The 25,747-nt window shown below is 63.2% G+C and carries 21 protein-coding genes; 8 read left to right on the top strand and 13 right to left on the bottom strand.

The window, feature by feature from the left end; genetic code table 11:
- Positions 1 to 40: 40 nt before the first annotated feature.
- The 4 genes from folK to hda are packed head-to-tail and all read right to left on the bottom strand — an operon-like array spanning position 41 to position 3,640.
- Positions 41 to 592, bottom strand: a complete 552-nt coding sequence (gene folK / locus ACHWUQ_RS09960) for a 2-amino-4-hydroxy-6-hydroxymethyldihydropteridine diphosphokinase (RefSeq protein ID WP_394681023.1) — start codon at positions 590 to 592, stop codon at positions 41 to 43.
- On the bottom strand, positions 582 to 2,198 hold the full coding sequence (pcnB, locus tag ACHWUQ_RS09955) for a polynucleotide adenylyltransferase PcnB (protein ID WP_394681022.1): 1,617 nt from the start codon (positions 2,196 to 2,198) through the stop codon (positions 582 to 584). Before pcnB ends, folK begins: the two co-directional genes overlap by 11 nt.
- Complete coding sequence (locus ACHWUQ_RS09950; protein ID WP_312461820.1) at positions 2,195 to 2,893, bottom strand: HAD family phosphatase; 699 nt, start codon at positions 2,891 to 2,893, stop codon at positions 2,195 to 2,197. Before ACHWUQ_RS09950 ends, pcnB begins: the two co-directional genes overlap by 4 nt.
- 51 nt (positions 2,894 to 2,944) lie before the next feature.
- Entirely contained in the window at positions 2,945 to 3,640 is a 696-nt protein-coding gene (gene hda, locus ACHWUQ_RS09945) for a DnaA regulatory inactivator Hda (protein WP_394681021.1), read from the bottom strand.
- A gap of 414 nt (positions 3,641 to 4,054) precedes the next feature.
- Here hda and purM point away from each other — a divergent pair, with 414 nt between their 5' ends.
- Positions 4,055 to 5,104, top strand: coding sequence for a phosphoribosylformylglycinamidine cyclo-ligase (gene purM, locus ACHWUQ_RS09940; RefSeq protein ID WP_239809001.1), 1,050 nt, complete (start codon positions 4,055 to 4,057; stop codon positions 5,102 to 5,104).
- Between the two features lie 95 nt (positions 5,105 to 5,199).
- Positions 5,200 to 6,312, top strand: coding sequence for an AI-2E family transporter (locus ACHWUQ_RS09935; protein WP_312413562.1), 1,113 nt, complete (start codon positions 5,200 to 5,202; stop codon positions 6,310 to 6,312).
- 286 nt (positions 6,313 to 6,598) lie between these two features.
- Here the strand turns inward: ACHWUQ_RS09935 and ppk2 are convergent, their stop codons facing one another.
- The 3 genes from ppk2 to murJ form a co-directional block, all read right to left on the bottom strand.
- Entirely contained in the window at positions 6,599 to 7,507 is a 909-nt protein-coding gene (gene ppk2, locus ACHWUQ_RS09930) for a polyphosphate kinase 2 (protein ID WP_312461823.1), read from the bottom strand.
- A gap of 82 nt (positions 7,508 to 7,589) precedes the next feature.
- Positions 7,590 to 8,408, bottom strand: a complete 819-nt coding sequence (locus ACHWUQ_RS09925; RefSeq protein ID WP_312530752.1) for a tetratricopeptide repeat protein — start codon at positions 8,406 to 8,408, stop codon at positions 7,590 to 7,592.
- A gap of 248 nt (positions 8,409 to 8,656) precedes the next feature.
- Complete coding sequence (gene murJ, locus ACHWUQ_RS09920; RefSeq protein ID WP_394681020.1) at positions 8,657 to 10,222, bottom strand: murein biosynthesis integral membrane protein MurJ; 1,566 nt, start codon at positions 10,220 to 10,222, stop codon at positions 8,657 to 8,659.
- A 117-nt stretch (positions 10,223 to 10,339) separates the two neighbouring features.
- Here murJ and rpsT point away from each other — a divergent pair, with 117 nt between their 5' ends.
- Positions 10,340 to 10,636: a 30S ribosomal protein S20 gene (gene rpsT, locus ACHWUQ_RS09915; protein ID WP_021025539.1), complete on the top strand. Its 297-nt coding sequence runs from the start codon at positions 10,340 to 10,342 to the stop codon at positions 10,634 to 10,636.
- A 267-nt stretch (positions 10,637 to 10,903) separates the two neighbouring features.
- Here rpsT and ACHWUQ_RS09910 read toward each other — a convergent pair whose 3' ends face one another.
- Entirely contained in the window at positions 10,904 to 11,266 is a 363-nt protein-coding gene (locus tag ACHWUQ_RS09910) for a DUF3579 domain-containing protein (protein WP_312835462.1), read from the bottom strand.
- Between the two features lie 373 nt (positions 11,267 to 11,639).
- On the opposite strand from ACHWUQ_RS09910, the gene ACHWUQ_RS09905 reads away from it, so the two are divergent.
- Together ACHWUQ_RS09905 and argF are read left to right on the top strand one after the other, a co-directional pair.
- Positions 11,640 to 12,842, top strand: coding sequence for an aspartate aminotransferase family protein (locus ACHWUQ_RS09905; RefSeq protein ID WP_394681019.1), 1,203 nt, complete (start codon positions 11,640 to 11,642; stop codon positions 12,840 to 12,842).
- 18 nt (positions 12,843 to 12,860) lie between these two features.
- Entirely contained in the window at positions 12,861 to 13,781 is a 921-nt protein-coding gene (gene argF / locus ACHWUQ_RS09900) for an ornithine carbamoyltransferase (protein WP_312413551.1), read from the top strand.
- Positions 13,782 to 14,013: 232 nt separating this feature from the next.
- On the opposite strand, the gene ahpF is transcribed toward argF, so the two are convergent.
- Positions 14,014 to 15,585, bottom strand: a complete 1,572-nt coding sequence (gene ahpF, locus ACHWUQ_RS09895) for an alkyl hydroperoxide reductase subunit F (protein WP_239809009.1) — start codon at positions 15,583 to 15,585, stop codon at positions 14,014 to 14,016.
- A 134-nt stretch (positions 15,586 to 15,719) separates the two neighbouring features.
- The gene (gene ahpC / locus ACHWUQ_RS09890) at positions 15,720 to 16,283 is read right to left on the bottom strand and encodes an alkyl hydroperoxide reductase subunit C (RefSeq protein WP_239809010.1); all 564 of its coding nucleotides are present in this window, start codon (positions 16,281 to 16,283) and stop codon (positions 15,720 to 15,722) included.
- 408 nt (positions 16,284 to 16,691) lie between these two features.
- On the opposite strand from ahpC, the gene bfr reads away from it, so the two are divergent.
- Positions 16,692 to 17,168 carry a bacterioferritin gene (bfr, locus tag ACHWUQ_RS09885; protein WP_312461824.1) on the top strand — a complete coding sequence of 159 codons (477 nt, stop codon included), beginning with the start codon at positions 16,692 to 16,694 and terminating at the stop codon, positions 17,166 to 17,168.
- Between the two features lie 374 nt (positions 17,169 to 17,542).
- Positions 17,543 to 19,741, top strand: a complete 2,199-nt coding sequence (locus ACHWUQ_RS09880; protein WP_394681018.1) for a TonB-dependent siderophore receptor — start codon at positions 17,543 to 17,545, stop codon at positions 19,739 to 19,741.
- 105 nt (positions 19,742 to 19,846) lie between these two features.
- Here the strand turns inward: ACHWUQ_RS09880 and ACHWUQ_RS09875 are convergent, their stop codons facing one another.
- The 3 genes from ACHWUQ_RS09875 to ACHWUQ_RS09865 are packed head-to-tail and all read right to left on the bottom strand — an operon-like array spanning position 19,847 to position 25,092.
- The gene (locus ACHWUQ_RS09875) at positions 19,847 to 20,821 is read right to left on the bottom strand and encodes an alpha-E domain-containing protein (RefSeq protein WP_239809012.1); all 975 of its coding nucleotides are present in this window, start codon (positions 20,819 to 20,821) and stop codon (positions 19,847 to 19,849) included.
- Between the two features lie 56 nt (positions 20,822 to 20,877).
- Positions 20,878 to 22,365 (bottom strand): circularly permuted type 2 ATP-grasp protein, encoded by a 1,488-nt coding sequence (locus tag ACHWUQ_RS09870; RefSeq protein ID WP_239809013.1) that lies wholly within the window; start codon positions 22,363 to 22,365, stop codon positions 20,878 to 20,880.
- A 60-nt stretch (positions 22,366 to 22,425) separates the two neighbouring features.
- Positions 22,426 to 25,092, bottom strand: a complete 2,667-nt coding sequence (locus ACHWUQ_RS09865; RefSeq protein WP_394681017.1) for a DNA internalization-related competence protein ComEC/Rec2 — start codon at positions 25,090 to 25,092, stop codon at positions 22,426 to 22,428.
- Positions 25,093 to 25,248: 156 nt separating this feature from the next.
- On the opposite strand from ACHWUQ_RS09865, the gene ACHWUQ_RS09860 reads away from it, so the two are divergent.
- The gene (locus ACHWUQ_RS09860; protein WP_394681016.1) at positions 25,249 to 25,710 is read left to right on the top strand and encodes a RidA family protein; all 462 of its coding nucleotides are present in this window, start codon (positions 25,249 to 25,251) and stop codon (positions 25,708 to 25,710) included.
- Positions 25,711 to 25,747 lie beyond the last annotated feature (37 nt).

Below are 25,747 nucleotides of genomic sequence, written 5' to 3'. Positions count from 1 at the left end.
GGGCTTTGTTCTTGTGGGGCGGTATCTCTCTCTCGCCGGCTCAGCGCCACCAGTCCGGCCCTTGGCTGCGCTGCACACCCTGTGGCAAAAGCGGCTGCAGCTGTGCCTCGCTGACCCAGGCCGGCGCCAGCTCCTGCAGCGGTGCCAGCACAAAGGCACGCTGCCACATGCGCGGATGGGGCACTTGCAGGTCGGGCATCGCGATCGACGTGCCGATATCCGCATAGAGCAGCACATCCAGGTCCAGCGTGCGCGGGGCATTGCGGTAGGGGCGCTCGCGGCCGGCGGCCAGCTCCAGTTGCTGCAGCAAGTGCAACAGCTGCTGTGCTGACAGCGATGTGCGCAGCTCGGCCACGGCATTGAGGTAGTCGGGCCCGTTGGAATCCACCGGCCGGCTGCTGTACAACGACGAGACCGCCTGCACGGCCACACCCGCGCTGCCCGCCAATTGCTGCAAAGCCTGCGCCATCGCAGCACCCCGGTCGCCCAAATTGGCACCCAGGCCTATCCAGGCGCGCAAGCTCTGCCCGGCGGGCGGTGCGGCATCACCATTGGCCAAGCGCTGCGCCTGGCCCATCGCTTCAGTCGCCATTGGCGGCTGCATCACCACCATTGCCGCCACCTGCTGCACCGCCGGCATCACCCGCACCGGGTTTGCGGCGGCGGCGGCGGCGCTTCTTCGCTGGCGCATCACCATGGGCTTCGCTGTCGCTGTCGATGGCCTGCTGAGCCACCTGGTCCAGGCTGGAGCCTTCCTGCGCTTCTGTGGCGGCTGCCGGCTTTCTCGGGGCGCGCTTGGGCTTGGCAGCGCCTGCCTTGGGCTTGGCACGCTGCTCTTCACGCACCTGGGCGATCAGGTCTTCGCGGCGGGCCTCATCGGCCTGCTGGAACTCCTGCCACCAGTTGGCCAGCGCTTCGTCCACCTCGCCCACATCGGCGCGCAGACGCAGAAAGTCGAAGCCGGCACGGAAGCGCGCCTGTGCGATCATGCCGAACGGCGTGCTGCCGGTGCGCTTTTCAAAGCGCGGCTGCATCACCCAGATTTCGCGCATATCAGCGGCGAGCTTGCCCCGGCCGGAGACATCGCCGATGCGGTGGTTGAAGACATCGTCGATCGCATCCTGCAGCGCCGGGTGCGGGTGCTCGCCCTTGAGCATGCGCTTGTCCCAGCCCGCTTTCACGTCCTGCCACAGCACGCAGGCGAGCAAGAAGCTTGGCGCCACGCTCTTGCCTTCGGCCACGCGGCGGTCGGTGTCCATCAGCGCAGCCTGCACAAACGGCAGGTCGGCGCGGTCCACCACCACATCCAGCAGCGGGTAGATGCCCTTGGCCAGGCCCAGCAGGCGCAGTTGCTCGATCGAGGCCAGCGAATGCCCTGTCTGCAAAAGCTTGAGCATTTCGTCAAACATGCGGCTTTGCGGCACTTCCTGCAGCAGCTGGGCACATTCGACCAGCGGTTTGGCGGTCTTGGGGTCGAGCGTGAAGCCCTTCTTGCTGAGCTTGGCGGCAAAGCGCACCGCGCGGATGATGCGCACCGGGTCTTCGCGGTAGCGGGTGGCCGGATCACCAATCATGCGCAGCACATGCTTTTGCGAGTCGCGGATGCCCTTGTGGTAGTCCACGACGATCTGGGTCTGCGGGTCGTAGTACATGGCGTTGACGGTGAAGTCGCGCCGCGCCGCATCTTCGTTCTGGGGACCCCAGACGTTGTCGCGCAGCACACGGCCGCTTTCGTCCACCGCCAGCTTCATGCCGGCCAGTGCGGCCTTGCTGGTTTTCTCGTTGCCCTGCACCTGTTCGGCCTTGGAGCTGTCCAGGAAGGCCCGGAAGGTGGTGACTTCGATGACCTCGTTCTCGCGGCCACGGCCATAGACCACGTGCACAATGCGAAAACGCCGGCCGATGATGAAGGCGCGGCGGAACAGGCTCTTGACCTGCTCGGGCGTGGCGTTGGTGGCCACGTCGAAGTCCTTGGGGCGCAGGCCCAGCAGCAGGTCGCGCACGGCCCCGCCGACGATATAGGCCTCAAACCCTGCTTCCTTCAACGTGCTGCAGACATCCAGCGCGCGGCGGTCCACCAGCTTGGGATCGATGTTGTGCACATCGACGCCGACTTCCTCGCGCTTGCCAAAGGGGTTCTTGGTCTTGCTGGCCGCCGTGGCTTTGCCGAGCAATTTATCGATGATGGTCTTGATCATGCGTGAGGCTCCAGCAGGTCCAGAATGCGCCAGCCGCGTTCTGTCGCCAATTGGCGCAGGCGGTCGTCAGGGTTGGTGGCCACCGGCGTATTGACTTTCTCCAGCAGCGGCACGTCGTTCATCGAATCGCTGTAGAAGATGCTGTCCACGCTGTCCCAGCTCAGGCCGCGCTCGGCCATCCAGGCTTCCATGCGGGTGACCTTGCCGGCACGCATCGTCGGCACGCCATCGATCTCGCCGGTGATCCAGCCCGAGGCATCACGCGCCAGGTTGACGGCCAGCAGGTGGTCCACACCCAAGGCCTTGGCGATGGGGCGGGTCACGAATTCATTGGTGGCGGTGACGATCACGATGGTGTCACCCGCGTCCCGGTGCTGCTGCAGCAGCGCCAGCGCCGCCGGCTGGATATGCGGCTCGATGACCTCCTGCATGAACGCGAGATGGGCGTCGTCGGCGGCCTGCGGCCCCAGTTTGCGAATGGCCTCAGTGGCAAAACGCACATAGGCATGGATATCGAGCGTGCCTTTTTGGTAATCGGCAAAAAAGGCCGCGTTGCGGCTGCCGAACTCCTGCTTGTCGCACCAGCCCTTGCGCAACGTGAACTCCCCCCATTCGTAGTCCGAATCGAGCGGCAGCAAAGTATGGTCCAGGTCAAAAAGCGCAAGCCTAGTGCTTGTGCCAGCAGAGTTATTCATTCAAAAAATCTCGGTTGTTGCTGGAAGAACGTGTTTGTGATCCAAGACCATTTACTCCGTCTCCAGCATGTCCTTGAGCAAGGGGATCGTCAGGCCCCTCTTATTGCGCAAGGCAAAATTGTCCAGGTGGTCCAACAGCTGCATCAGACTGCCCAAATCGCGTGAGAAGCGCTTGAGCATGTAATCCATCACATCGTCGGTCAATACCAGGCCACGTCGTTTGGCTTCATCCTTGAGCACGTCCCTGCGCTGTGCTTCGCTGAGCAGATGCAGCTGGTAGATCTCGCCCCAGCCCAGCCGGGTGCGCAAGTCGTCACGCAGTTTCAGGTCCGAGGGCGGCACATCGCCCGCCGCCAGCACCCAGCGCCGCGCGCCGGTTGCCGGGCTGGTGGCGTTGACGAACCAGTTGAAGGCCGCCGCCTGCTGCACCGGGTTGTAGAACTGCACCTCATCCAGAATCACCGCTGACCAACGCTCATTGAAAGCACTGGGAAAGCGCGTGCTCGCATCGAGCCAGCCCACCGGTGAGCCCTGCTCGCGCAAGGCCTCCGCGACCGCACGCAGCACATAGGTCTTGCCACAGCCCATCTCACCCCACAGGTAGGTCGGCACGGTCGAGCGCGGCGTGTCCCAGGCCTCATTGACCTGGGCATGCAGATGCGCGAGTGCTGCGTGGTTCGAGCCCGCAAAAAACCGGTTCAGGCTTGGCGCTGGCGCCAAGCCCAGATCCAAAGCCATTTGCTTCATGCGCCAACTCCTATCCGCACCCGTGCCCGCCGTGCGTGGGGCACTGCGTTGGTGGGGTTCGGATAAAAGGAAATCTCACGCATGGCTGCGTTCAATACAAGAAAGCGTTCAGTGTGGTTGGGCGCAACGCGCGCCAACTGGGGGCTCCCCTGCTCGGGGCATATGTACTGGCCAGAGGCGTACATGCAAACCCATTGATTTTAGTCGGTAGTCACGACCGTGTGACACAAAAGGCCGAAGTGCCGCATTTATGCAGGAAATCGGCCACACCGCGCGCTGCAAATGGCTGCACAGCCGTTAACAGTGCACACCGGACGGGCATTCTGGCCCCTCAGGTATGGCTTGCGGCATAAAATCGACGTTTCTGGCCCCCGTTGGGTCAGCTTGTCAGCTTTATTGCCTTTGTAGTCCCTCATGAGCTCTTCCCATTCCTCCACCCCCCTTTCGTACAAAGACGCTGGCGTTGATATTGACGCAGGCGACGCGCTGGTCGAGCGCATCAAGCCCCTGGCCAAGAAAACCATGCGCGAAGGCGTGATGGCGGGTATCGGTGGTTTTGGCGCGCTGTTTGAAGTGCCCAAGCGCTACAAGGAGCCGGTGCTGGTCTCGGGTACCGACGGCGTTGGCACCAAGCTGCGCCTGGCTTTTGAGTGGAACATGCATGACACCGTGGGCATCGACCTGGTGGCCATGAGCGTCAACGACGTGCTGGTGCAAGGCGCCGAGCCGCTGTTCTTCCTCGACTACTTTGCCTGCGGCAAGCTGGATGTGGACACCGCAGCAGCTGTGGTGGGCGGCATCGCCAAGGGCTGCGAGCTGTCGGGCTGCGCACTGATCGGTGGTGAGACCGCCGAGATGCCCGGCATGTACCCGGACGGCGAATACGACCTGGCCGGCTTTGCCGTCGGCGCTGTCGAGAAAAGCAAGATCCTGACCGGCCAGAACGTGCAGGCCGGCGACGTGGTGCTGGGCCTGGCCTCGCACGGCGTGCACTCCAATGGATTCTCGCTGGTGCGCAAGTGCATCGAGCGCGCGCAAAGCCAGGGCGGCCTGCCCGACACCCTGGACGGCAAGCCTTTCAAGAACGCCATCATGGAGCCCACGCGCCTCTATGTGCTCAACGTGCTGAAGGTGCTGGCAGCGCAGCCCATCAAGGCGCTGGCCCACATCACCGGTGGCGGCCTGCTGGAGAACATCCCCCGCGTGCTGCCGGAAGGCCTGGGCGCGCACCTGGTCAAGGGCAGCTGGCCCCAGACCGAGCTGTTCGCCTGGCTGCAAAAGACGGCGGGGATCGATGACATCGAGATGAACCGCACGTTCAACAATGGCATCGGCATGGTGGTGGTCGTTCCCGCCGACAGCGAACAGGCGGTCAAGGACGCCTTCTCTGCGCTTGGTGAACAAGTGTGGACGATTGGCAGCATCGGCCCCCGCGGCGCGGATGCTGCGGTCACGGTGCGCTAAGCTTCCCCGACAGGGCGGGCGCATTGAGCCGCCTGCCCCGTGCGCAGCACGGGCCAGCTCCTGGCCCTCCGACTCGCTCAGATGGATGGCCTACGATGCAACCGGATTCTGCAAAGCCCACGTCCAACAGCCCCGGCCAGCCGGCCAGTGGCGCTGCGGACCTGCCGCATGTTTGGCGGCCGCCTCCTGCGCACTGGGGCGTCAGGGTGGCCTCCTATGTGCTGATGGCCGCCGCCTTGCTGCTGATCATGCTCAATGGCCTGCTGGTGGGCCTGCTGGCCGCATGCGCCGGCTACACCTTCACGTTGTTTCTGGTGCACAAGATCCGCGAGCTCAGCCGCGTGCCGGCATCGCTGAACACCCCTCCCCCGCTGTGGATGGAATACCTGTCCGTGACCATCGTGCTGGTGGTGCCCGTGGTGCTCGTGACCATCGGCCTGATCCACTCGCAGGGCTATCTGCTGAACGCGCCGCAGCAGTACCGCGAGATGCTGGTGTCGATGGCCAAGACCCTGCTCGACCTGCGCAGCAAGCTGCCGCCCGAGTTGGCCAATGTGCTGCCCGACGGCGTGCAGGACCTGCAGCAAAGGGCTGCCGAGTACCTGGGCACCAAGGCAGGTGCCATTGCCAACATGGGCCGGCTCTGGCTCACCGGCCTGCTCTATGTGTTTGTGGGCCTGCTGATTGGTGCACTGGCCGCCGTGCGCCACAGCCGCCACTCCCATGCGCCGCTGGCCTACCAGCTGCAGCTGCGCGTGCAGCGCTTTGGCGATGCCTTCCGGCAGATTGTTGCGGCGCAGTTCTGGATCGCGCTGTTCAACACGGTACTGACCGCCATCTTCCTGCTCGGCATCCTGCCGCTGATCAACATGCGCCTGCCCTATAGCGGGGCGCTGATCATGCTGACGTTTTTCGGCGGTCTGATCCCCATTGTCGGCAACCTGGTCTGCAATGCCGTCATCACCACCGTGGGCCTGTCGGTCTCTCCGCTGACCGCCGTGGCCTGCCTGGCCTTTTTGGTGCTGATCCACAAGGCCGAGTACCTGATCAATGCCAAGGTCGTCGGCGCCAAAACGCATATGGGCGTCTGGGAACTGCTGTCGGTGATGTTTGTCGCGGAAGCCATCTTTGGCCCTGCCGGGCTGGTCGCAGCGCCGCTCTTTTACGCCTATCTGAAAAAAGAGTTGTTTGCGGCGCGGCTGATCTAGCATTCGTCTCCACGGGCATGGCACCCCAGGCAGGTGCAGATGCCCCACCTCCGGTCGCTCCAGGTACAGAGCGCCAGGCATCCATCACAGCGCTCACCTGCACGGGCTGAGCCCAGGCCCATGCCTCTGCGTCACGCGGTCCCGCAGTCTGTCAGCCCCCGATCAGCGCGAACCGCACAGAGGGATGTCCAGGCCATGCCTTCCATGCACCATCGGCACCGCACAGGCGCAAAAAACCCCGGTGATCAAACCGGGGTTCTGTGTACGAAATGCGCTGCGCCGTTGATCAATAGACTTCCGGAACATACATGGATGCGGGCACCGGCAGGCGCGTGTAATCCGGATGGCGCACCCGATCGGGCAGCACGACATTCTCGTGGTCCACATCGGTGTAGGGCACCTGCGAGAGGAAATGCGCGATGCAGTTCAAGCGCGCCTTTTTCTTGTCATCGGCATGCACCAGCCACCACGGCGCTTCGGGGATGTGGGTGCGCTCCAGCATCACCTCCTTGGCCTTGGTGTACTCCTCCCAGCGCACGCGGCTTTGCAGATCCATCGGCGACAGCTTCCACTGCTTGAGCGGATCATGGATACGCCCGAGGAAGCGCAGATGCTGCTCTTCGTCGCTGATCGAAAACCAGTATTTGACCAGGCGGATACCCGAGCGCACCAGCATTTTTTCAAACTCGGGCACGGTACGGAAAAACTCTTCGTACTGGTCGTTGGTGCAAAAGCCCATGACCTTCTCGACGCCAGCGCGGTTGTACCAGCTGCGGTCAAACAGCACGATCTCGCCGGCTGCAGGCAGGTGCGCCACATAGCGCTGGAAGTACCACTGCGTGCGTTCGCGGTCATTGGGCGCCGGCAAGGCCGCCACGCGCACCACGCGGGGGTTGAGGCGCTGGGTGATGCGCTTGATGACACCGCCCTTGCCTGCGGCGTCGCGCCCCTCGAACAGCACCACCACCTTTTGACCGGTGTGCTGCACCCAGTCCTGCAGCTTGACGAGCTCACCCTGCAGCCTGAGCAGCTCGCGAAAGTACTGGTAGTCATGCTCCGTCATCCCGGCGGCAAACGGCGTGCCCAGCATGCCATCTTCCATCTCGAGCTCCAGAGACTCGTCATAGTCATCCATCACGTCACGCGCAATCTTGTGCATGACGTCTTCTGGCGATATTCCCAATCGGTCTTTCATAATGGCGCATCCCTAGTGCTGCCATCTTGCCGAAGTTGTGTGACGACACAATGACAAAGAAATGTCAGAACCACGTCAAACGTTACATTCGTTGCAAATCTAACAAAGCCGCACGGATATACGCCGCATCCTCCGGATTGCCGGTGTGGTTCAGGTAGGCCTGCAGGTCTTCACGCGCTCGGTCATGCACGCCCAGTTCTGCATAGGCCAGGCCTCGGTCGCGCAGCTCCGTCCAGGCATCGGGCAGCAGCACCAGCAGGCGGTTTTGCACCTCGATCAGCTTGGCCCAGTTCTTGTCACTGCGGTAGACCTCCTTCATATTGGAGAGCATGCGCGCAATGATGTCGCGTGGAGTGGCCGCCTGCAGGTACAGGCCCAGCGGCACATCGTCTTCGTCGACGCGGTGAAACGCCTTTTGCATCGGCTCGAGCATCTCGGCAAGCATATTGCTGGAAAACGACTGGCCCGACAGCGGGTCAAGCACGATCTGCCCTTCGGCCACACTCACTTTGAGCAGAAAATGGCCGGGAAAGCAGATGCCATGGGCGGGCAGCTGCAATGCCGATGCGAGCTCCAGCCATATGACAGCCAACGATACGGGGATGCCGCGCCTGCGGTGCAACACGGCATTGAGGCAACTGTTGTCCAGTGCGTAGAAGTCATTGGGATTGCCCTGAAACCCCCAGTCGGCATAAAACCGGTGGTTGAGCGCCTTGAGCCGGGTCAGCGCGCTGCGGCTGCTGGCATCGCGGCTTTCCATCAGTTGACCCAGCAGCTGATCGACCTCGTTCAACACCTGCTGGGTATCGAGTTGCGGGTATTCGATGCAGGCCACGGCAGCAGCCGCTTCCAGCAGCGGAAAACCCTCATCGCTGCTGACCAACGATTCGAAATGCTCCAACGGTGTGGGGATAGAAAAGCGGAAGTCCATACACATCCCAACTGCAGCGCCGCCGCATACATCGCTGGCACATTCGGGCGCTGCCTGTGCCATGACGCCATGTATAGCACGAGACAGCCCCGAATGCAGGCCCTGTAGGACACAATTGTGCAAAAGCTGCGTAAATATGCAGGCTATCCCCCAGGAATGCCCTTAGGAACCAATGCCGGGCAGATGCCACCACTGCGCCTGCAGTGAGCGCAAGGCGTTCAGCGGCGCAGCAAGCCGCGCAGCTTCATGCCTGACAAGGCCAGCACGCCAAAGTACAGCAGCGCGGCGCCGGCCATCCACAGCGCCAGCAGGCCCACGCGCTCCAGACGGTGCGCGCCCATCGCCACCCAGTCGGTCATCTGTGCGCCCCAGGCCAGAAAGATGCCCAGCAGTGCCACCGCCAGCGAGACCCGGGCCAGAAAGATCCACCAGCCCGGCCTGGGCTGGAAGCTGCCGCGCCGGATCAGGCCCACCAGCAGCCACAGCGCATTGATGACGGCACCCAGCCCAATCGACAAGGCCAGGCCGGTATGGGCCATTGTCGGCACCAGCACCAGATTCAACAGCTGCGTCAGCACCAGCACACAGATGGCAATCTTCACCGGTGTGCGGATGTCCTGGCTCGCATAAAAGCCAGGGGCCAGCACCTTGATGGCCACCATGGCCAACAGGCCCACGCCATAGCCTTGCAGCGCCAGCGCAATCTGGCCCACATCCGAGCCCTTGAGCGCACCGTAGTGAAACAGCACCGCCACCAAGGGCTTGGCAAACAGCAGCAGGCCAGCCGCACAGGGGGCGGCCAGCAGCACCACGATGCGCAGGCCCCAGTCCAGCATCGCGCCATAGCGCTCGTCATCGCCCGCTGCCTTGGCCGAGGACAGCTGCGGCGTCAGCACCACGCCCAGCGCCACACCCAGCAAGGCGGTGGGAAATTCCATCAGTCGGTCGGCGTAGAACAACCAGGTCACACTGCCAGGGGCCAGGTAGGAGGCGATCTGGGTATTGATCATCAGCGAGATCTGGGCCACGCCCACACCCAGCAACGCGGGCGCCATCAGCGACAGGATGCGGCGCACACCGGCATCGGCCCAGGCCTGCCTGATGGCCGAAGGCCGGCACGAGATGCGTGGCAGCATGCCGATGCGGCGCAGCGCCGGAAACTGCACCACCAGCTGCAGCACGCCTCCGGCCATCACGCCGATGGCCATGCCGTAGATGGGCTCCAGCCCATGGCTGCGCATCCAGGGCGTCAGCGCCAAGGCAGCCACAATCATGCTGAGATTGAGCAGCACCGGCGTGAAAGCCGGCACGATAAATCGCTTCCAGGTATTGAGCACCCCGGCAGCCAATGCCACCAGCGACATGAAACCGATATAGGGAAACATCCAGCGCGTCATCAGCACGGCCGCGTCATAACTGTGCGGGTTTTGCCGCAGGCCACTGGCCAGCAGCCAGACCAGCACGGGCGCTGCGACCACGCCCACCACACAGGTCAGCGCCAGAATCCAGAACAGCACCGTGGCCACACTGTGCACCAGGGTGCGCGTGCGCTCCTCGCCTTCCTTGGTCAGGGTGGTGGCAAGCACCGGCACAAAGGCCTGGCTGAATGCCCCTTCTGCAAACAAGCGCCGGAACAGATTGGGAATGCGGAACGCTACATTGAATGCGTCGGTCAACGCGCTGGCACCAAACATGGTGGCCATCAGCAGGTCGCGGGCAAGCCCTGTGATACGCGAGAGCAGCGTAAACAGGGAGACGGTGGAGGCAGCTTTGAACAGTGACACCCGGGCAGTGTAGCTGCGCCGCTGGCAGGAAATTGCCGGATATCTGGATTTCTGAGTAAAGAGCAGCTATAATGCCCGATTCACTGAAAACATCCGCAGACTCAAAGGACACTCATCATGGCATCTAAGCCAGTCAAGAAAAACCCCCGTTTGGCATCCGGCCGCAAGCGCGCCCGCCAAACCATCAAGCTGAACGCCGCCAACACCTCGCTGCGTTCCAAGTACCGTACCGCCATCAAGAACGTGGAAAAGGCTGTTGCCGCTGGCGACAAGACCAAGGCCACCGAACTGTTTGCCAAGGCGCAATCCGTGCTGGACACGATTGCCGACAAGGGCATCTTCCACAAGAACAAGGCTGCTCGCGATAAGAGCCGCATCGCTGCCAAGGTCAAGGCCCTGGCACTGGCCGCCTAAGCCCATTAGGCAATCGCACGGGCAGGATCCCCTGCCCGCCGTTTGTAACGGGTGCGCTCTCAGTGAACTAAAAAGCCGTCGCAAGACGGCTTTTTTCGTTGTATGGGCCTCTTTTGCCCACTGCCTGATCTGCATCGGCCTGCCGCCGCACGTCCCGGATGGCGAGCCAGCCGGACGGGCTCGGCCAGCTCACGGGCACGCCACCGGCTGAGCCCCAGCGCAACCGCGTTGACGGCCCATGGCCCAGCCGCAAAAAAGGCCTGAAAATCAGGCCTTGGTCGTGTCGCTGGAAGTGCTGGCTCCGGGCTTGCCGGGATCCACCGCCGCCTCGGGAATCAGGCAGGCATCGGTGGTCTGCAGTCCGTTGTCGCGCGCAAAGTTCATCACGAAATCCCAGGCCATCGGCTCATGGACCTGCAGTTCCCGCTTGACGATGACGCATTTGGCGCCGTTCATCGTTGTAGGGACGCACCAGGGCGAATAGCCCAGATGGCCACCACGGCGCATACCGCCCGGACGAAACTGGCTCATCACTCCCGCGAGACGCTCCGCCCAGTCGCTGGGGCGAAAGGTCTTCCCATTCTGGGTCAGGCCCAGAATGAAAACTTCTTGAGATGTTGGAGAAACCATGGGGTGGAAGCCTCTGATAGACGCCTGAGCACAGGATCACTGCCTCAGGCCAAACCCGTATTTTAACTCTTATATAAGAGATACGCACGCGCAAGGCATAAGTTCAAAACATCAGGAAATGCAAGAAACGCATAACCCTGCAGCGCATGCAGTAGCCGCCGGAACGGCCCAGCCCGGTTTTTTGCGCTCTGCAGTCTAGCCTGCGCAGAAAGGGCCGCGCAGGCAGTCAGGCAGCACCGCGATTCTGTGATGCGCATTCTTCACTAGTCTGCCGCAATGCAGCCCCTAGAATGGGACTTCCGCTGGTGCCATGCCATAGGGGTATGGGGCCCAAGCGGATTTTTTGATTCTGATCCTTTTTCCGGAGATTTCCATGCAAGACACTGTCAAGCCTTCTGAGCCCCACGTGATGACTACCTATGGCCGCGTGCCGGTCGCACTGGAGCGAGGCCAGGGCGTGCGTGTGTGGGATGTCAACGGCAAGGAATACCTCGACGCGCTGGGCGGCATCGCCGTCAACACGCTGGGCCACAACCACGGCAAGCTGGTCGCTGCGCTGCACGACCAGATGACCAAGCTGATCCACACCAGCAACTACTACTATGTGCCCGGCCAGGAAAAGCTGGCGGCCCTGCTGGTCGAGCGTTCGAAGATGACCAATGTCTTCTTCTGCTCCACCGGTCTGGAGGCGAACGAGGCCTCGATCAAGATCGCGCGCAAGTACGGCGTGGACAAGGGCATCGAAAAGCCGGTGATCGTCGTGTTCGACCATGCCTTCCATGGCCGCTCGATCGCCACGATGAGCGCCACCGCCAACCCCAAGGTGCGCAACGGCTTCGGCCCCCTGCTCGACGGCTTTCTGCGTGTGCCGGCCAATGACTTCGTCGCGCTGCAGGAAGCGACCGAAGGCAACCCGAACATCGTGGGCGTGATGATGGAGCCCATCCAGGGCGAAGGCGGCCTGCACCCGATGCGCGCGGAGTTCATGAAGCAGGTGCGCGAGCTGTGCGATGCCAAGGACTGGCTGTTCATCGTTGATGAAATCCAGGCCGGTATGGGCCGCACCGGCAAGTGGTTTGCCCACCAATGGGCCGGCATCGTGCCCGATGTGATGTCGCTGGCCAAGGGCCTGGGATCGGGCGTGCCGGTGGGCGCCGTCGTTGCCGGCCCCAAGGCAGCCAAGGTGCTGCAGCCAGGCAACCACGGCACCACCTTTGGTGGCAACCCGCTGGCCATGCGTGCCGGCGTGGAAACCATTGCGATCATGGAAGAAGAAGGCCTGCTGGCCAACGCCACCCAGGTCGGCGATCACCTGAAGGCAGCGCTGAACCAGGCGCTCGCTGGCACACCCGGCTTTGTCGAAGTGCGCGGCCAGGGCCTGATGATCGGCGTGGAGCTGAACAAGCCCTGCGGCGAGCTGATCACGCGCGGCGTGCAGGAAGCCGGCCTGCTGTTCAGCGTGACCGCCGACACGGTGATCCGCATCGTGCCACCGCTGATCCTCACCAAGGCCGAGGCCGATGAAATCGTCGCCAAGCTGGTACCGCTGGTCAAATCCTTCCTGGCAGGCCAATAAGGCCGGAAAAAGAACGCAATGAAACACTATCTGCAATTCCAGGACTTCAGCGCCGACGAATACGAATACCTGCTCAAGCGCGCCGCGCTGATCAAGCAGAAGTTCAAGGGCTATGTGACCCACCACACGCTGGCCGACCGCACCCTGGCCATGATCTTCGAGAAAGCCAGCACCCGCACGCGCGTGAGCTTTGAAGCCGGTATGTACCAGCTGGGCGGCTCGGTGGTCCACCTGACCACCGGCGACAGCCAGCTGGGCCGTGCCGAGCCGATCGAGGACAGCGCCCGCGTGATCAGCCGCATGACCGACCTGGTGATGATCCGCACCTTCGGCCAGGACAAGATCGAGCGCTTTGCGGCACATTCGCGCGTGCCGGTCATCAATGGCCTGACCAACGAGTTCCATCCCTGCCAGATCCTGGCCGACATCTTCACCTTCATCGAGCACCGTGGCTCCATCCAGGGCAAGACGGTTGCCTGGGTGGGTGATGGCAACAACATGGCCAACACCTGGCTGCAGGCGGCCAACCTGCTGGGCTTCAAGGTCCATGTCAGCACGCCCAGCGGCTATGGCATTGATGAGCAACTGGCGTTCAGCGGCCGCCCCTACGACAAGGGCTGCTACCAGCTGTTCAGCGATCCGCAGGAGGCCTGCAAGGGCGCCGACCTGGTCACCACCGACGTGTGGACCAGCATGGGCTATGAAGAGGAAAACGAAAAGCGCAAGAAGGCCTTTGCCGACTGGTGCGTGGACCTCGACATGATGGCCGTCGCCAAGAAGGACGCGCTCTTCATGCACTGCCTGCCCGCCCACCGCGGCGAAGAGGTGCAGGCCGAGGTCATCGACGGCCCGCAGTCCGTCGTCTGGGACGAGGCCGAGAACCGCATGCATGTGCAAAAGGCTTTGATGGAGTACCTGCTGATCGGCAAGCAAGGCTAGGCGGCGCTAACACAACCCTTGATACTTCGTTGCCGCGTCTTGTCGTACTAAAGTACTGCCTGCGACTCGGCGCCTCGTCTCAAGGGCCGTGTTAACGCCTTTCGGTGCCACCAATCCAGCGGCTGTTCATCGGCTGGCTGAGCCACCCCGGCCCCTCCAGATGCAGCAATGCCCCGAACCTTCCGGTATCGGGGCATTGTTATTTCAGCGCCTACCAGTCAAATCAGGCAGATCAGGCAGCGGGTGCCGTCGTTCGGATCAGGTGGTCAAACGCGCTCAGCGCGGCAGTCGCACCAGCACCTGCGGCAATCACGATCTGCTTGTACGGCACATTCGTGCAGTCACCGGCAGCGAAGACGCCAGGCAGGTTGGTGTGGCCCTTGGCATCGATCTCGATCTCGCCAAACGGGGTCAGCTGCACGGTGCCCTTGAGCCAGCCGGTGTTGGGCAGCAGGCCGATCTGCACAAAGATGCCTTCCAGCGCGACGGTCTTGGTCTCGTCGTTCGTGCGGTCCTTGTAGGTCAGGCCCGTCACCTTCTTGCCGTCACCGTTCACTTCGGTGGTCTGCGCATTCAGGATGACCGTCACGTTCGGCAGGCTGCGCAGCTTGCGCTGCAGCACGGCGTCGGCCTTCAGCTCGGAGGCAAACTCCAGCAAGGTCACATGCTTGACCACGCCAGCCAGGTCAATGGCCGCCTCGACACCCGAGTTGCCACCACCGATCACCGCGACGGGCTTGCCCTTGAAGAGCGGGCCATCGCAGTGCGGACAGTAGGTCACGCCCTTGGTGCGGTAGGTGTCTTCGCCGGGCACATTCATGTTGCGCCAGCGCGCGCCGGTCGACAGGATCACCGTGCGGGCCTTGAGCTTGGCACCCGATTCGGTCTCGATCTCGATCAGGCCACCCGCTTGCGCTGCAGGCGTCAAGGACTTGGCGGTCTGCAGGTTCATGATGTCGACCTCGTAGTCGCGGATATGGCTCTCCATCGCCGCTGCAAACTTGGGGCCATCGGTCTTGCTGACGGAGACGAAGTTCTCGATATCGACGGTATCGAGCACCTGGCCGCCGAGGCGCTCGGCCGCAATGCCAGTGCGTATGCCCTTGCGCGCCGCATAGATCGCAGCGGCTGCGCCAGCAGGGCCCCCGCCGACGATCAGCACATCAAAGGCCTCCTTGGCCGAAATCTTTTGCGCTTCGCGGGCTGCGGCGCCGGTATCCACCTTGGCGACAATCTCGGCCAGCTCCATGCGGCCCTGGCCAAAACGCTGGCCATTGACGAACACGGTAGGCACACCCATGATTTCGCGTTCTTGCACTTCCTTCTGGAACAGACCACCGTCGATCGCGGTGTGCGTGATCTTGGGGTTGAGCACGGACATCAGGTTCAGCGCCTGCACGACGTCCGGGCAGTTGTGGCAGGACAGCGAGTAGAAGGTCTCGAAGTGCAGCGGCGTGTCGATGTTCTTGACCTGCTCGAGCAGCTCTGCCGATTCCTTCGACGGGTGCCCACCCACCTGCAGCAGGGCCAGCACCAGCGAGGTGAACTCATGGCCCAGCGGCACGCCAGCGAAACGCACGCCGACATCGGTGCCGGGGTTGGTGATCAGGAACGAGGGCTTGCGCACATCGGCCGCGTTGTCCTCGACCACCGAAATCTTGTCATTCAGCGCCTTGATATCGGCCAGCAGTTGGCGCACTTCATTCGACTTTTCACCGTCGTCCAGGGTCGCCACCAGCTCGACGGGCTTGGTCAAGCGCTCCAGGTAGGCTTTCAGTTGGGCTTTCATGGTGTTGTCGAGCATGGGACTTCCTTCAAACTTCTTGTGCCCAGCCTCGTTGGCTTGCAGCACTTTTCAAAAAAACAAAGCCCGGGCGCCAGGCACCCGGGCGTCTACTACGTTGGAATGGCAGCAGTTAAGAAAGGCTGATGCTGGGCTTAGATCTTGCCGACCAGGTCCAGCGAAGGAGCCAAGGTCTTTTCGCCTTCTTGCCACTTGGCAGGGCAGACTTCACCGGGGTGCGAAGCCACGTACTGGGCAGCCTTGATCTTGCGCAGCAGGTCTTCTGCATTGCGGCCAATGCCTTCAGCGGTGATTTCCATCGCCTGGATCACGCCTTCTGGATCCACGATGAAGGTGGCACGGTCTGCCAGGCCCTGGCCTTCGCGCAGGCAGTCAAAGTTCTGGCTGATCTGCCAGGTAGGGTCACCCAGCATGGTGTACTTGATCTTGGCGATGGTGTCCGAGGTGTCGTGCCATGCCTTGTGCACGAAGTGGGTGTCGGTCGACACGGAATAGACTTCCACGCCCAGCTTTTGCAGTTCTGCGTAGTGGTCAGCCACGTCGCCCAGTTCGGTCGGGCACACGAAGGTGAAGTCAGCAGGGTAGAAGAAGAACACAGCCCACTTGCCCAGGACGTCTTTTTCGGTCACTTCGATGAACTTGCCATCCTTGAAGGCTTGCGTCGTGAAAGGCTTGATCTTGCTGTTGAGTACGGACATGGTTGTTTCCTTCTGTTGAGTAAAAACGATTGACAGGAGTCAGTGTAGAAACTTCTTAATAATTGATCAACTCAATTAAAATAATCATTTCAATTTAAACAAACTATTATCTAAATGCTGACCCAAGGCAGATGGTTATATGCGGGCTGAATCAGATATTGCAAGTCTGCGCCCGCCCTGCGCCTTGATTGCTGCAAACTTATCACAGCGCCATGACAGCGCAGTTGCGCTGCAGCAAGCCGCATCATGCAAGCAAGGGCGCTGCGGCGTCAAATGAGAACACGACTCAGCCTTACACGCAGCCAGAGCAAAAGCGCGGGGGATAAGCGCTGCCCGGTTTGGTTGCTTGACCTTTCGCAGGGACAATAGTCCCAATCCCCGTCATTCACACAAGAGAAGGAGCCCACCATGAAAGGCGATCCCAAGGTCATCGGTTTTCTGCAGGCGCAGCTGAAGAACGAACTCACCGCCATCAACCAGTACTTTCTGCACTACCGCATGTACAAGCACTGGGGCCTGGACAAGCTGGCCAAGAAGGAATACGAGGAATCCATCGGTGAGATGAAGCATGCGGACTGGCTGATGGACCGCATCTTCATGCTCGATGGATTGCCCAACCTGCAGGATCTGGGCAAGCTGCAGATCGGTGAAGACGTGCCCGAAGCGCTGGCCTGCGACCTGCGTCTGGAGCAAGCAGCACAGGCGACCATCAAGGACGGCATCGCCCACTGCGAAAGCGTGCGCGACTATGTTTCGCGCGATCTGCTGCAAAAGATCCTGGACGACACCGAAGAGCACATCGATTTTCTGGAAACCCAGCTGGACCTGGTGGACAAGGTCGGCATTCAGAATTACCTGCAGTCCATCATGGGCGAGGTCGAATAAACGACGACGCCAGCAACTCGCTCTCAAAAAGGACCTTCGGGTCCTTTTTTGTTGTATCCGCCGCACAAACCTGCCTCGATAGAAGGTTAAACAATAATCATTCACAACTTCAATTACACTGCGCCTTCATCTTTCTTCGCACGCCAGCATCGTTTGTTCACCGGTGCCAGCCAGCGCCCCGGGTCACCCCCTCACTGCCATGCTGCGTGCCTGCCCCTCCCTTCGCCTTGCGGTCCACCAGGCCGCAGCGGCTTGCGTTGGATGCCCTTGCATCAACCGCGCAGCCTACCCGCATCGCAGTGGCCGGACCCGGTCAAGCCCTCGCGCCGTCCTCGTCGGCGCCCCTGTTTTTCCGCGTTCAACACCCGCTCACCATGTCTGACACCCTGATCTCCGCTGCCGCGCCGCGTGCGCTGCATACCGCATTGCACACGGCCCTGTGGGCCGCCCTGGCCTGCTGGGGCAGCAACGCGCTGGCGCAAACCGACCAGCCCGCACCGGCAGCCGCTGCGGAAACCACGTTGGCGCCCATTACCGTGCAGGGCGCCACAGAGGCCGAAACAGCCACCGGCCCGGTCAAGGGCTTTGTGGCCAAACGTGCCATCTCCGCCACCAAGACCGATACCCCGCTGATCGAGACACCACAGGCCATCAGCGTCGTGACCCGCGACCAGATCGACGCCCAGGGTGTGACAACGCTGCGCGAAACCACGCGCTACGCGGCGGGCATCAACTCCAGCTATTTCGACAACCGGGTCGACAGCTTCAAGGCCCGGGGCGGCGATGTCAGCCAGTACCAGGATGGCCTGCTGCGCACCTATGGCACCTACAACAACATCAAGGTCGAGCCCTATACCTTGGAGCGGGTTGAGTTTCTGCGTGGCCCCTCGTCGGTGCTCTATGGCCAGGGCAGCGTGGGCGGAGTGCTCAACCTGACCAGCAAGCGCCCGCTGGACCAGCCCCAGCGCGAAGTGCAGCTGCAGCTGGGCAGCCATAGCCGCAAGCAGATTGCCAGCGACATCACCGGCCCCATCGACGAAGACGGCCGCTGGCTCTACCGCCTGGTGGCCGTGGGCCGGGACAGCAACACCCAGGTCGACCATGTCAAGGACGACCGCCTGGTGATTGCGCCCTCGCTGACTTTCAAGCCCTTTGCCGGTACGTCGCTGACCCTGCAGGCCATGTACCACAAGGACAAGAGCGGCTCGATCACCCAGTTCTTCCCCTGGCAGGGCACGCGCCTGCCCGGCCCCTACGGCCAGATTCCCACCAACACCTTCATCAGCGAGCCGAACTTTGACAAGTACGACTCCGAGAACAAGTCCTTCGGCTACCTGTTCAGCCACCAGCTGAACGACCACTGGACCTTGCGCCAGAACCTGCGCCGCACCACCAGCGAGGTGGACTACCGCACGCTCTACACCAGCTTTGCCGCCAACGCCGCCACCGGCCGCCCGGCCCGCCCGGTGTTCGATGCCGATGGCCGCACCGTGCAGCGCGATGCCGTCTGGCAGATCAACGGCGGCCGCATGCTGCTGGTCGATACCCAGCTGGAAGGCAAGCTGCAGACTGGCGATGTGCAGCACACGGTGCTGGCCGGCATGGACTGGCAGCGCAATACCACGAGCCAGGCGAGCTGGCGCGCGCTGGGCACACCGCTCGATGTCTACAACCCCGTCTACGGCTCGTTCACGCCGCCCACGGCATCGCAGTTGGTGCAGGCGCCCAATGTCTCGCAGCGCCAGCTCGGTTTTTACCTGCAGGACCAGCTGCGCTGGGGCGACTGGACGGCCACGGCCGGCCTGCGCCGCGACCATGCCAAGACAGAGACCGAAGGCCGGCCCGCAGCCGCTGCCGATGATTCGGCCTGGACCAAGCGCGTCGGCCTGACCTACCAGGCCGGTGGCGGCTGGGCGCCTTACATCAGCTATACCGAGTCCTTCCAGCCGCTGGGCGGCGTGGACTTTTACGGCACGCCCTACAAGCCGCAGCGTGGCAAGCAGGTGGAGGCGGGTGTGAAATGGATCCCCGAAGGCAAGGGCATCTCCGGCTATGCGGCCGTCTACAGCCTGCGTGAGCAAAACCGCAAGACCAATGACCCGGCCAACCCGCTCAACAGCCTGCAGCTGGGCGAGGTCAAAACCCAGGGCTTTGAAGCCGAGATGACCGCCAGCCTGGCCAAAAGCTGGGACTGGACCGTCGCCTATGCGTATACCGACGCCAAGATCAGCCGCAGCAATGCGGGCGACCAGGGCCAGCGCGTGGCCGCCGTCTCTCGCCATATGGCATCGAGCTGGCTGATGCACCGCTTTGCCAGCCAGGGGCGCGGCGGCTGGAGCGTCGGCGCCGGCATGCGCTACACCGGCTCGCAGTGGTCGGGCACCAGCGCCATCGACACGCCCTCGTCCTTGCTGACCGATGCCATGGTGGCCTACGACAGCGGTGACTGGCGTCTGGCCTTCCATGCCAACAACCTCACCGACAAGGTCGTGATCACGCAGTGCCTGTCACGCGGGGATTGCTTCTACGGCGAGCGCCGCAACTTTCTGCTGACCGCGACCTACCGCTACTGATCGCCACCGGTCAGCTCGGATCGCGGGCTGCAGAATGCCCGCCAGAGAGCGAAAAAAAGGCTGCGGTGACACCGCAGCCTTTTGCCTTGTGGGCCCGCCGAAAAATCAGGCAGCCACCGGCTCCGTGGTCGCCAGAAAATCCTGCCCGATACGTCCACCCAGCGCATGCACCCGCTCCAGAAAGCGCACCAGGAAGGCATGCAGGCCGGTGGCCAGCAGCTCATCGATGCGGCCGTATTGCAGCTCGGCCAGCAGCAGCCCGGCCTGGCGCTGGGTTTCGGCCGAATGGTCGTTGGCAACGGCCTCCAGAATCTGCACCACCTCGTACATGCTGGCATGCAGCGAGCGCGGCATGTCGCGCCGCAGGATCAGCATCTCGGCCACGCGCTCGGGCGTGATCACATTGCGGTAGACCTTGCGGTAGACCTCAAAGGCCGAGACGCTGCGCAAGATCGCGCTCCAGTGGTAGAAGTCCGACGGCTGGCTGCCTTTGCCCGGCTGGTAGGAGCCATGGTAGTCATTCTTGACCGCATGGAAGCGCACATCCAGCAGGCGGGCGGTGTTGTCGGCCCGCTCGATGAAGGTGCCCAGGCGCAGGAACAGAAACGCATCGTCCTGCAGCATCGTGCCCGACACGACGCCGCGCGACAGGTGCGAGCGCAGCTTCACCCATTCGAAAAACTTGGCCGGGTCATTCTCGAACTTCTTGGCCTTGAACAAGCGGTTCACATCGAGCCAGGTCGCGTTCAGGGTCTCCCAGGCTTCGGTAGTGAGCGCGCCGCGCACGGCACGCGCGTTCTCGCGCGCGGCCAGCAGGCAGCTGTAGATCGACGAGGTGTTGGTCTCGTCGCGCACCATGAAGTGCAGCACCCCATCGAGGGTGATCTCGTCATGGCGCTCATAGTAGGCAGGCAGCAGCTCGCTGATGGACAGCACGCTTTGCCAGGCCTTGGTCGCCGCAGAGACGGTCTGCGGCAGCATCGAGGTCTCGTAGCTCACATTGAGCATGCGGGCAGTGTTTTCGGCCCGCTCGGTGTAGCGGGACATCCAGTAGAGGTGGTCGGCGGTTCGGCTCAACATAGTGACATTCTTTCGCTAGGCAGATGGAGGGTTTTCAATCAGGAAGCTCCGGGAGCTCACTGCTGCATCCCATCCCATTCGCTGTAATCGTCCTCCGGGCCGCGCAGCACCCAGGTGTCCTTGGTGCCACCGCCTTGCGAGGAGTTGACCACCAGCGAGCCATCCTTGAGCGCCACACGCGTGAGGCCGCCGGGCACCATCTGCACATCCTTGCCACTGAGCACAAAGGGCCGCAGATCGATATGGCGCGGCGCGATGCCGCTTTCGACATAGGTGGGGCTGCTCGACAGGCTCAAGGTCGGCTGGGCAATATAGCCATTGGGCTTGGCCTTGAGCACGGCACGGAAGGCCTCGATCTCGGCGCGGGTGGAGGCGGGGCCGATCAGCATGCCGTAGCCGCCAGCGCCATGCACTTCCTTGACCACCAGTTCGTCGAGGTGGTCCAGCACATAGGCCAGGTCATCGGGCTTGCGGCACATCCAGGTCGGCACGTTCTTCAGGATCGCTTCTTCTCCGAGATAGAAGCGGATCATCGCCGGCACATAGGGGTAGACCGATTTGTCATCGGCCACGCCAGTGCCCACCGCATTGCAGATGGCCACATTGCCCTTGCGGTAGGCGCGCATCAGGCCGGCACAACCCAGGGTGGAATTGGGGCGGAAGACCTGGGGATCGAGAAAGTCGTCATCGACCCGGCGGTAGATCACATCCACGCGCTGCAGGCCCTGCGTGGTGCGCATGTACACGATGTCATCGCGCACCAGCAGGTCCTGGCCTTCGACCAGCTCCACGCCCATCTGCTGGGCGAGGAAGGCATGCTCAAAATAGGCGCTGTTGTACATGCCCGGTGTCAGCACTACCACGGTCGGGTTGTTGGCCGCTTGGTTGGGGGCGCTGGCACGCAAGGTGTCCAGCAGCAGATCCGGGTAATGGGCCACCGGGGCCACTGCATGGCTGCTGAACAGGCCGGGGAAGAGGCGCATCATCATGCGGCGGTTTTCCAGCATGTATGACACGCCGGACGGCACACGCAGGTTGTCTTCGAGCACATAGTAGGTGCCGCTGCCGTCGGCCTCGGCCGCACGCACGATATCGATGCCTGCGATGTGCGCATAGGTGTCGAGCGGCACATGCACGCCCCGCATCTCGGGCCGGTACTGGCTGTTCTCCAGCACCAGATCGCGCGGAATGATGCCGGCTTTCAGAATTTCCTGGTCATGGTAGACATCGTGGATGAAGCGGTTGAGGGCGGCAACGCGCTGCACCAGGCCCTTTTGCATCTGTGACCACTCGTGCGAGGGGATGATGCGCGGGATCAGGTCAAACGGAATCAGGCGCTCGGTGCCCGAGCCGTCTTCGTCCTTTTCTCCGTAGACCGCGAAGGTGATCCCCACGCGGCGGAATATCAGCTCGGCCTCCTCCCGCAAGGCCTGCATCTTCTCAAAAGGCTGCTGCTGCAGCCATTTGGCATAGCTTTGGTAGTGCGCTCTTTCGGCACCTGCTGCATAAGGCAGGCCCTGGTACATCTCGTCGAACTTTTGCATCGCAGAATCCCTTTCTGGCACCAGCAGCTTAGCAAGTTTCAGGCCACCCAAAGATAAGTACTAACCTTCATCAAGAATTAGGTGCTGATTTGTTTTGTTTATATCCAATGTCCTACGCGTTGGGCCCAGCTCGGCAGCCTCGTGGCGCCAATAGCGGGGCCGTTTTTGCCGCTCGCATACCAGTGTCTCCGGCTGGTCCGAACGCCAGTATGCGGCACCGCAATGCACGGTGTTGCGCAGCACTATCTGCATCTGCTGGTAACGCTGCCGCACCGCGGCCGCCGGGTGCCTGAAGCGGTTGCGGTAGCCCGTCTGCGCCACCACCCAGCGCGGCCGCACCGCTGCCAACAGCGGCTGCGTGGACGAGGTATTGCTGCCATGGTGCGGTGCCAGCATCAGGTCGGCCCGCAACGCATCTGGCGCATGGGCATGGCGCTGTACCAGTGCCGCCTCCTGGGCGCGTTCGATATCGCCTGGCAGCAAGGCCGCGGCCGCATGGCCGCCAAGCGCTGCGGCCTCGATACGCAACACACAGCTCATGGGATTGCCCGAACTCAGCCTGGAGATGGGGCTGTCGGCAGCACCCAGCTCCTGCTCGCCTGGAAACAGCACGCTGAACTGCACGCCATCCCAGGTCCATGTCTGGCCCGCAGCACAGTCTTGCCAGGGCGCGGCGGCTATGCCCAGGCGCTGGCGCTCATGGGGCAGCAGCGAGCCCATCACCGCCACAGGGCGCAGCTGCTCGACCACCGCCTCGGCGCCGCCGGTATGGTCCACATGCCCATGGCTCAGCACCAGCAGATCGAGCCGGCCGCTGTCCAGCCCGCGCACACCCATCGCCCGCATGGCCGGCACCACCACCCGGTCACCGGCGTTGCTGCCCGGGCCATACAGCGGGCCAGCGTCGTACAGCAGGCCATGCCTGGCCGTCTGCACCACCACCGCCTGCCCCTGGCCCACATCCAGCGCCCACAGTTCAAACTGGCCATGCACCGGCCGCAGCGGTTGCCAGAACAGAGCTGGCAGCAGACAAGGCAGGCCCAGCAGCCGCAGCCGCCAGGGCCAGGGCAGCACCAGCCACACACCGCCCAGCACCGCAGCCAGCGCCGCCCAGCCAGGTGCCGCCGCCAGCCACAGTGCCGCATGGGGCCAGTTGGCCAGCCACTGCAGGACCAGCATCAAGGGCTGCAGCGCCCAGGCCGCTGCCGTCCACAAGGGCGGCAGCACCGCCCCCAGCAAGGCCAGCGGCGTGACCACCCAGGTCACCCACGGAATGGCCAGCAGGTTGGCCACAAAACCCACCACCGACACCTGGCCAAACAGCAGCAGGGACAAGGGCGTGATCGCCAAGGTCACCACCCACTGCTCGCGCAGCAGCTGGGCCGTGGCCGCCAAGGTGCCGCGCAGGCCGCGTTGGGCCATGCCTTGCCCAGAGGCTTCGGGGTTGGTGGCACCAGGCCCCCGGTCGGATGCAAACAAGATACCGACCGCCAGAAAGCTGAGCCAGAACCCCGCCTGCAACAAGGCCATCGGCTGGGCCAGCACCACGCAGACGCAGGCCAGCAACCAGCGCATGTACCAGGGCCACTGCCGGCCGCTCGATGCCAGCGCAGCCACGACGACCAGCATCAGCACCGTGCGCTGCGCAGGGATGCCCCAGCCGCTGAACACCGCATAGAGCGCAGCGCACAGCACGCCACCCCACAGCGCGACATGGGGTGCCGGCAGCCGCAGGCACAGCGCCGGGCTGCGCCGCCAGGCAATGCGGATCATCGCCGCCGATACCCAGGCAAACAAGGTGATGTGCAGGCCCGAGATCGCCATCAGATGGGCCACCCCGGTGATGCGGAATACGCGCCAGTCCTCGCGGTCAATGGCGCGCTGCTCGCCTGTCACCAGCGCCACCAGCACACCGGCAATGCGTGCCCGCTCTGCCGCCTGCGGCTGGCCCGGGGGTGCGAGCTGCTGCACCATGCCATCGCGCACCGCCTGCCGCAAGCGCTCCACCGCATGGCCTTGCCGCGCTGCCAGCAGCTGCGGCTCCAGCGCCTGCCCGTGCCGCACATAGCCCGTGGCCTGAACGCCCTGCTCCCACATCCACATCTCGTAGTCAAAGCCATGCGGGTTCAGGCTGCCATGGGGAGCGCGCAGACGCACCGGCAACCGCCAGCGCTGCCCCGCCTGCAGCAGCGGCAAGGCGCCCTCTGCCGATGCAGGCTGCTCCATCGGCACGCGCGCAAAGGCGCGGTGGTCGGCGCGGTACCAGGACAGGTCGACCAGCGGCGGCACGGCTACCGCCGCACCCTCCAACCAGGCCTGCTCGGTCTTGAGCCGAAAGCGCTGGCCGCCGCTGACCGGCAAAGGCATCGCCACGATGACACCCTCCAGCTGCAGGTCCACACCCTCGAATAGCGGTTGCAACTGCGTGTGTGCTTGGTGGACGGCACGCATGCCCGCCAGGCCAAACGCCAGCGCGGCGGCTGCCAGGCAGCATAGAGCGCGATCCGGCCACGGCAGCGGCCTGCGCCAGCGGCTCAGCAGCAGACTGGCCACGGCCCCCAGCAGTGCCGATACGGCGTAATGCCAGCCCAACCCCAGGCTGGCCTGCTGCAGTTGCACCGCCGTACCGGCCAGGATGCCCCACAGCCAGGCGGCCGGCCGCCAGTAGCAGCGCCTGCCCGGCCCTCCCCTGCGCGGGTCCGCCGGCTGGGCGGAAGAAGTCTCCATCATCCCCACATGCTAGGCAGCGCTGCCCATCAGCCCGATCCGGACTTGCCCTAAAGTGGGTCGTGGCCCCTCTCAGGCGACACGGGCAACGACGCTCAAGCAGGGCATTTGTGCCACACTGGCGCTTTGCCCCGCCTCCATTGTTGAAAGGATTCCATGAGCGTTTACGACAAACTCCAGGCCCTCGGCATCAGCCTGCCGCCGCTGGCGGTGCCCGCTGCCGCCTACCTGCCCTATGTGCAGACCGGCAACATGGTGTTTTTGAGTGGCCACATTGCCCGCAAGGATGGCAAGCCCTGGGTGGCGCAGTTTGGCCGCAACATCAACACCGAAGAAGGCAAGCTGGCAGCGCGCGCCGTGGCCATCGATCTGCTGGGCACCTTGCAGCATGCCGCCGGCGGCGATCTGAACCGGGTCAAACGCGTGGTCAAGCTGATGAGCCTGGTCAACAGCACCGGTGACTTCACCGAGCAGCACCTGGTCACCAACGGCGCCAGCGAGTTGATCGCTGAAGTGTTTGGCCCTGAAAAAGGCGCCCATGCCCGCAGCGCCTTTGGCGTCGCCCAGATTCCGATGGGTGCCTGCGTCGAGATCGAGCTGATCGCCGAACTGGCCTGAGCCGCACACCACACCATGCGGCGCCCATGCCCTGCGG

The organism is uncultured Comamonas sp., assembly GCF_964277875.1.
Taxonomy (GTDB): Bacteria; Pseudomonadota; Gammaproteobacteria; order Burkholderiales; family Burkholderiaceae_C; genus Comamonas; species Comamonas sediminis.
This window is presented reverse-complemented; position numbering and strand designations above follow the sequence as displayed.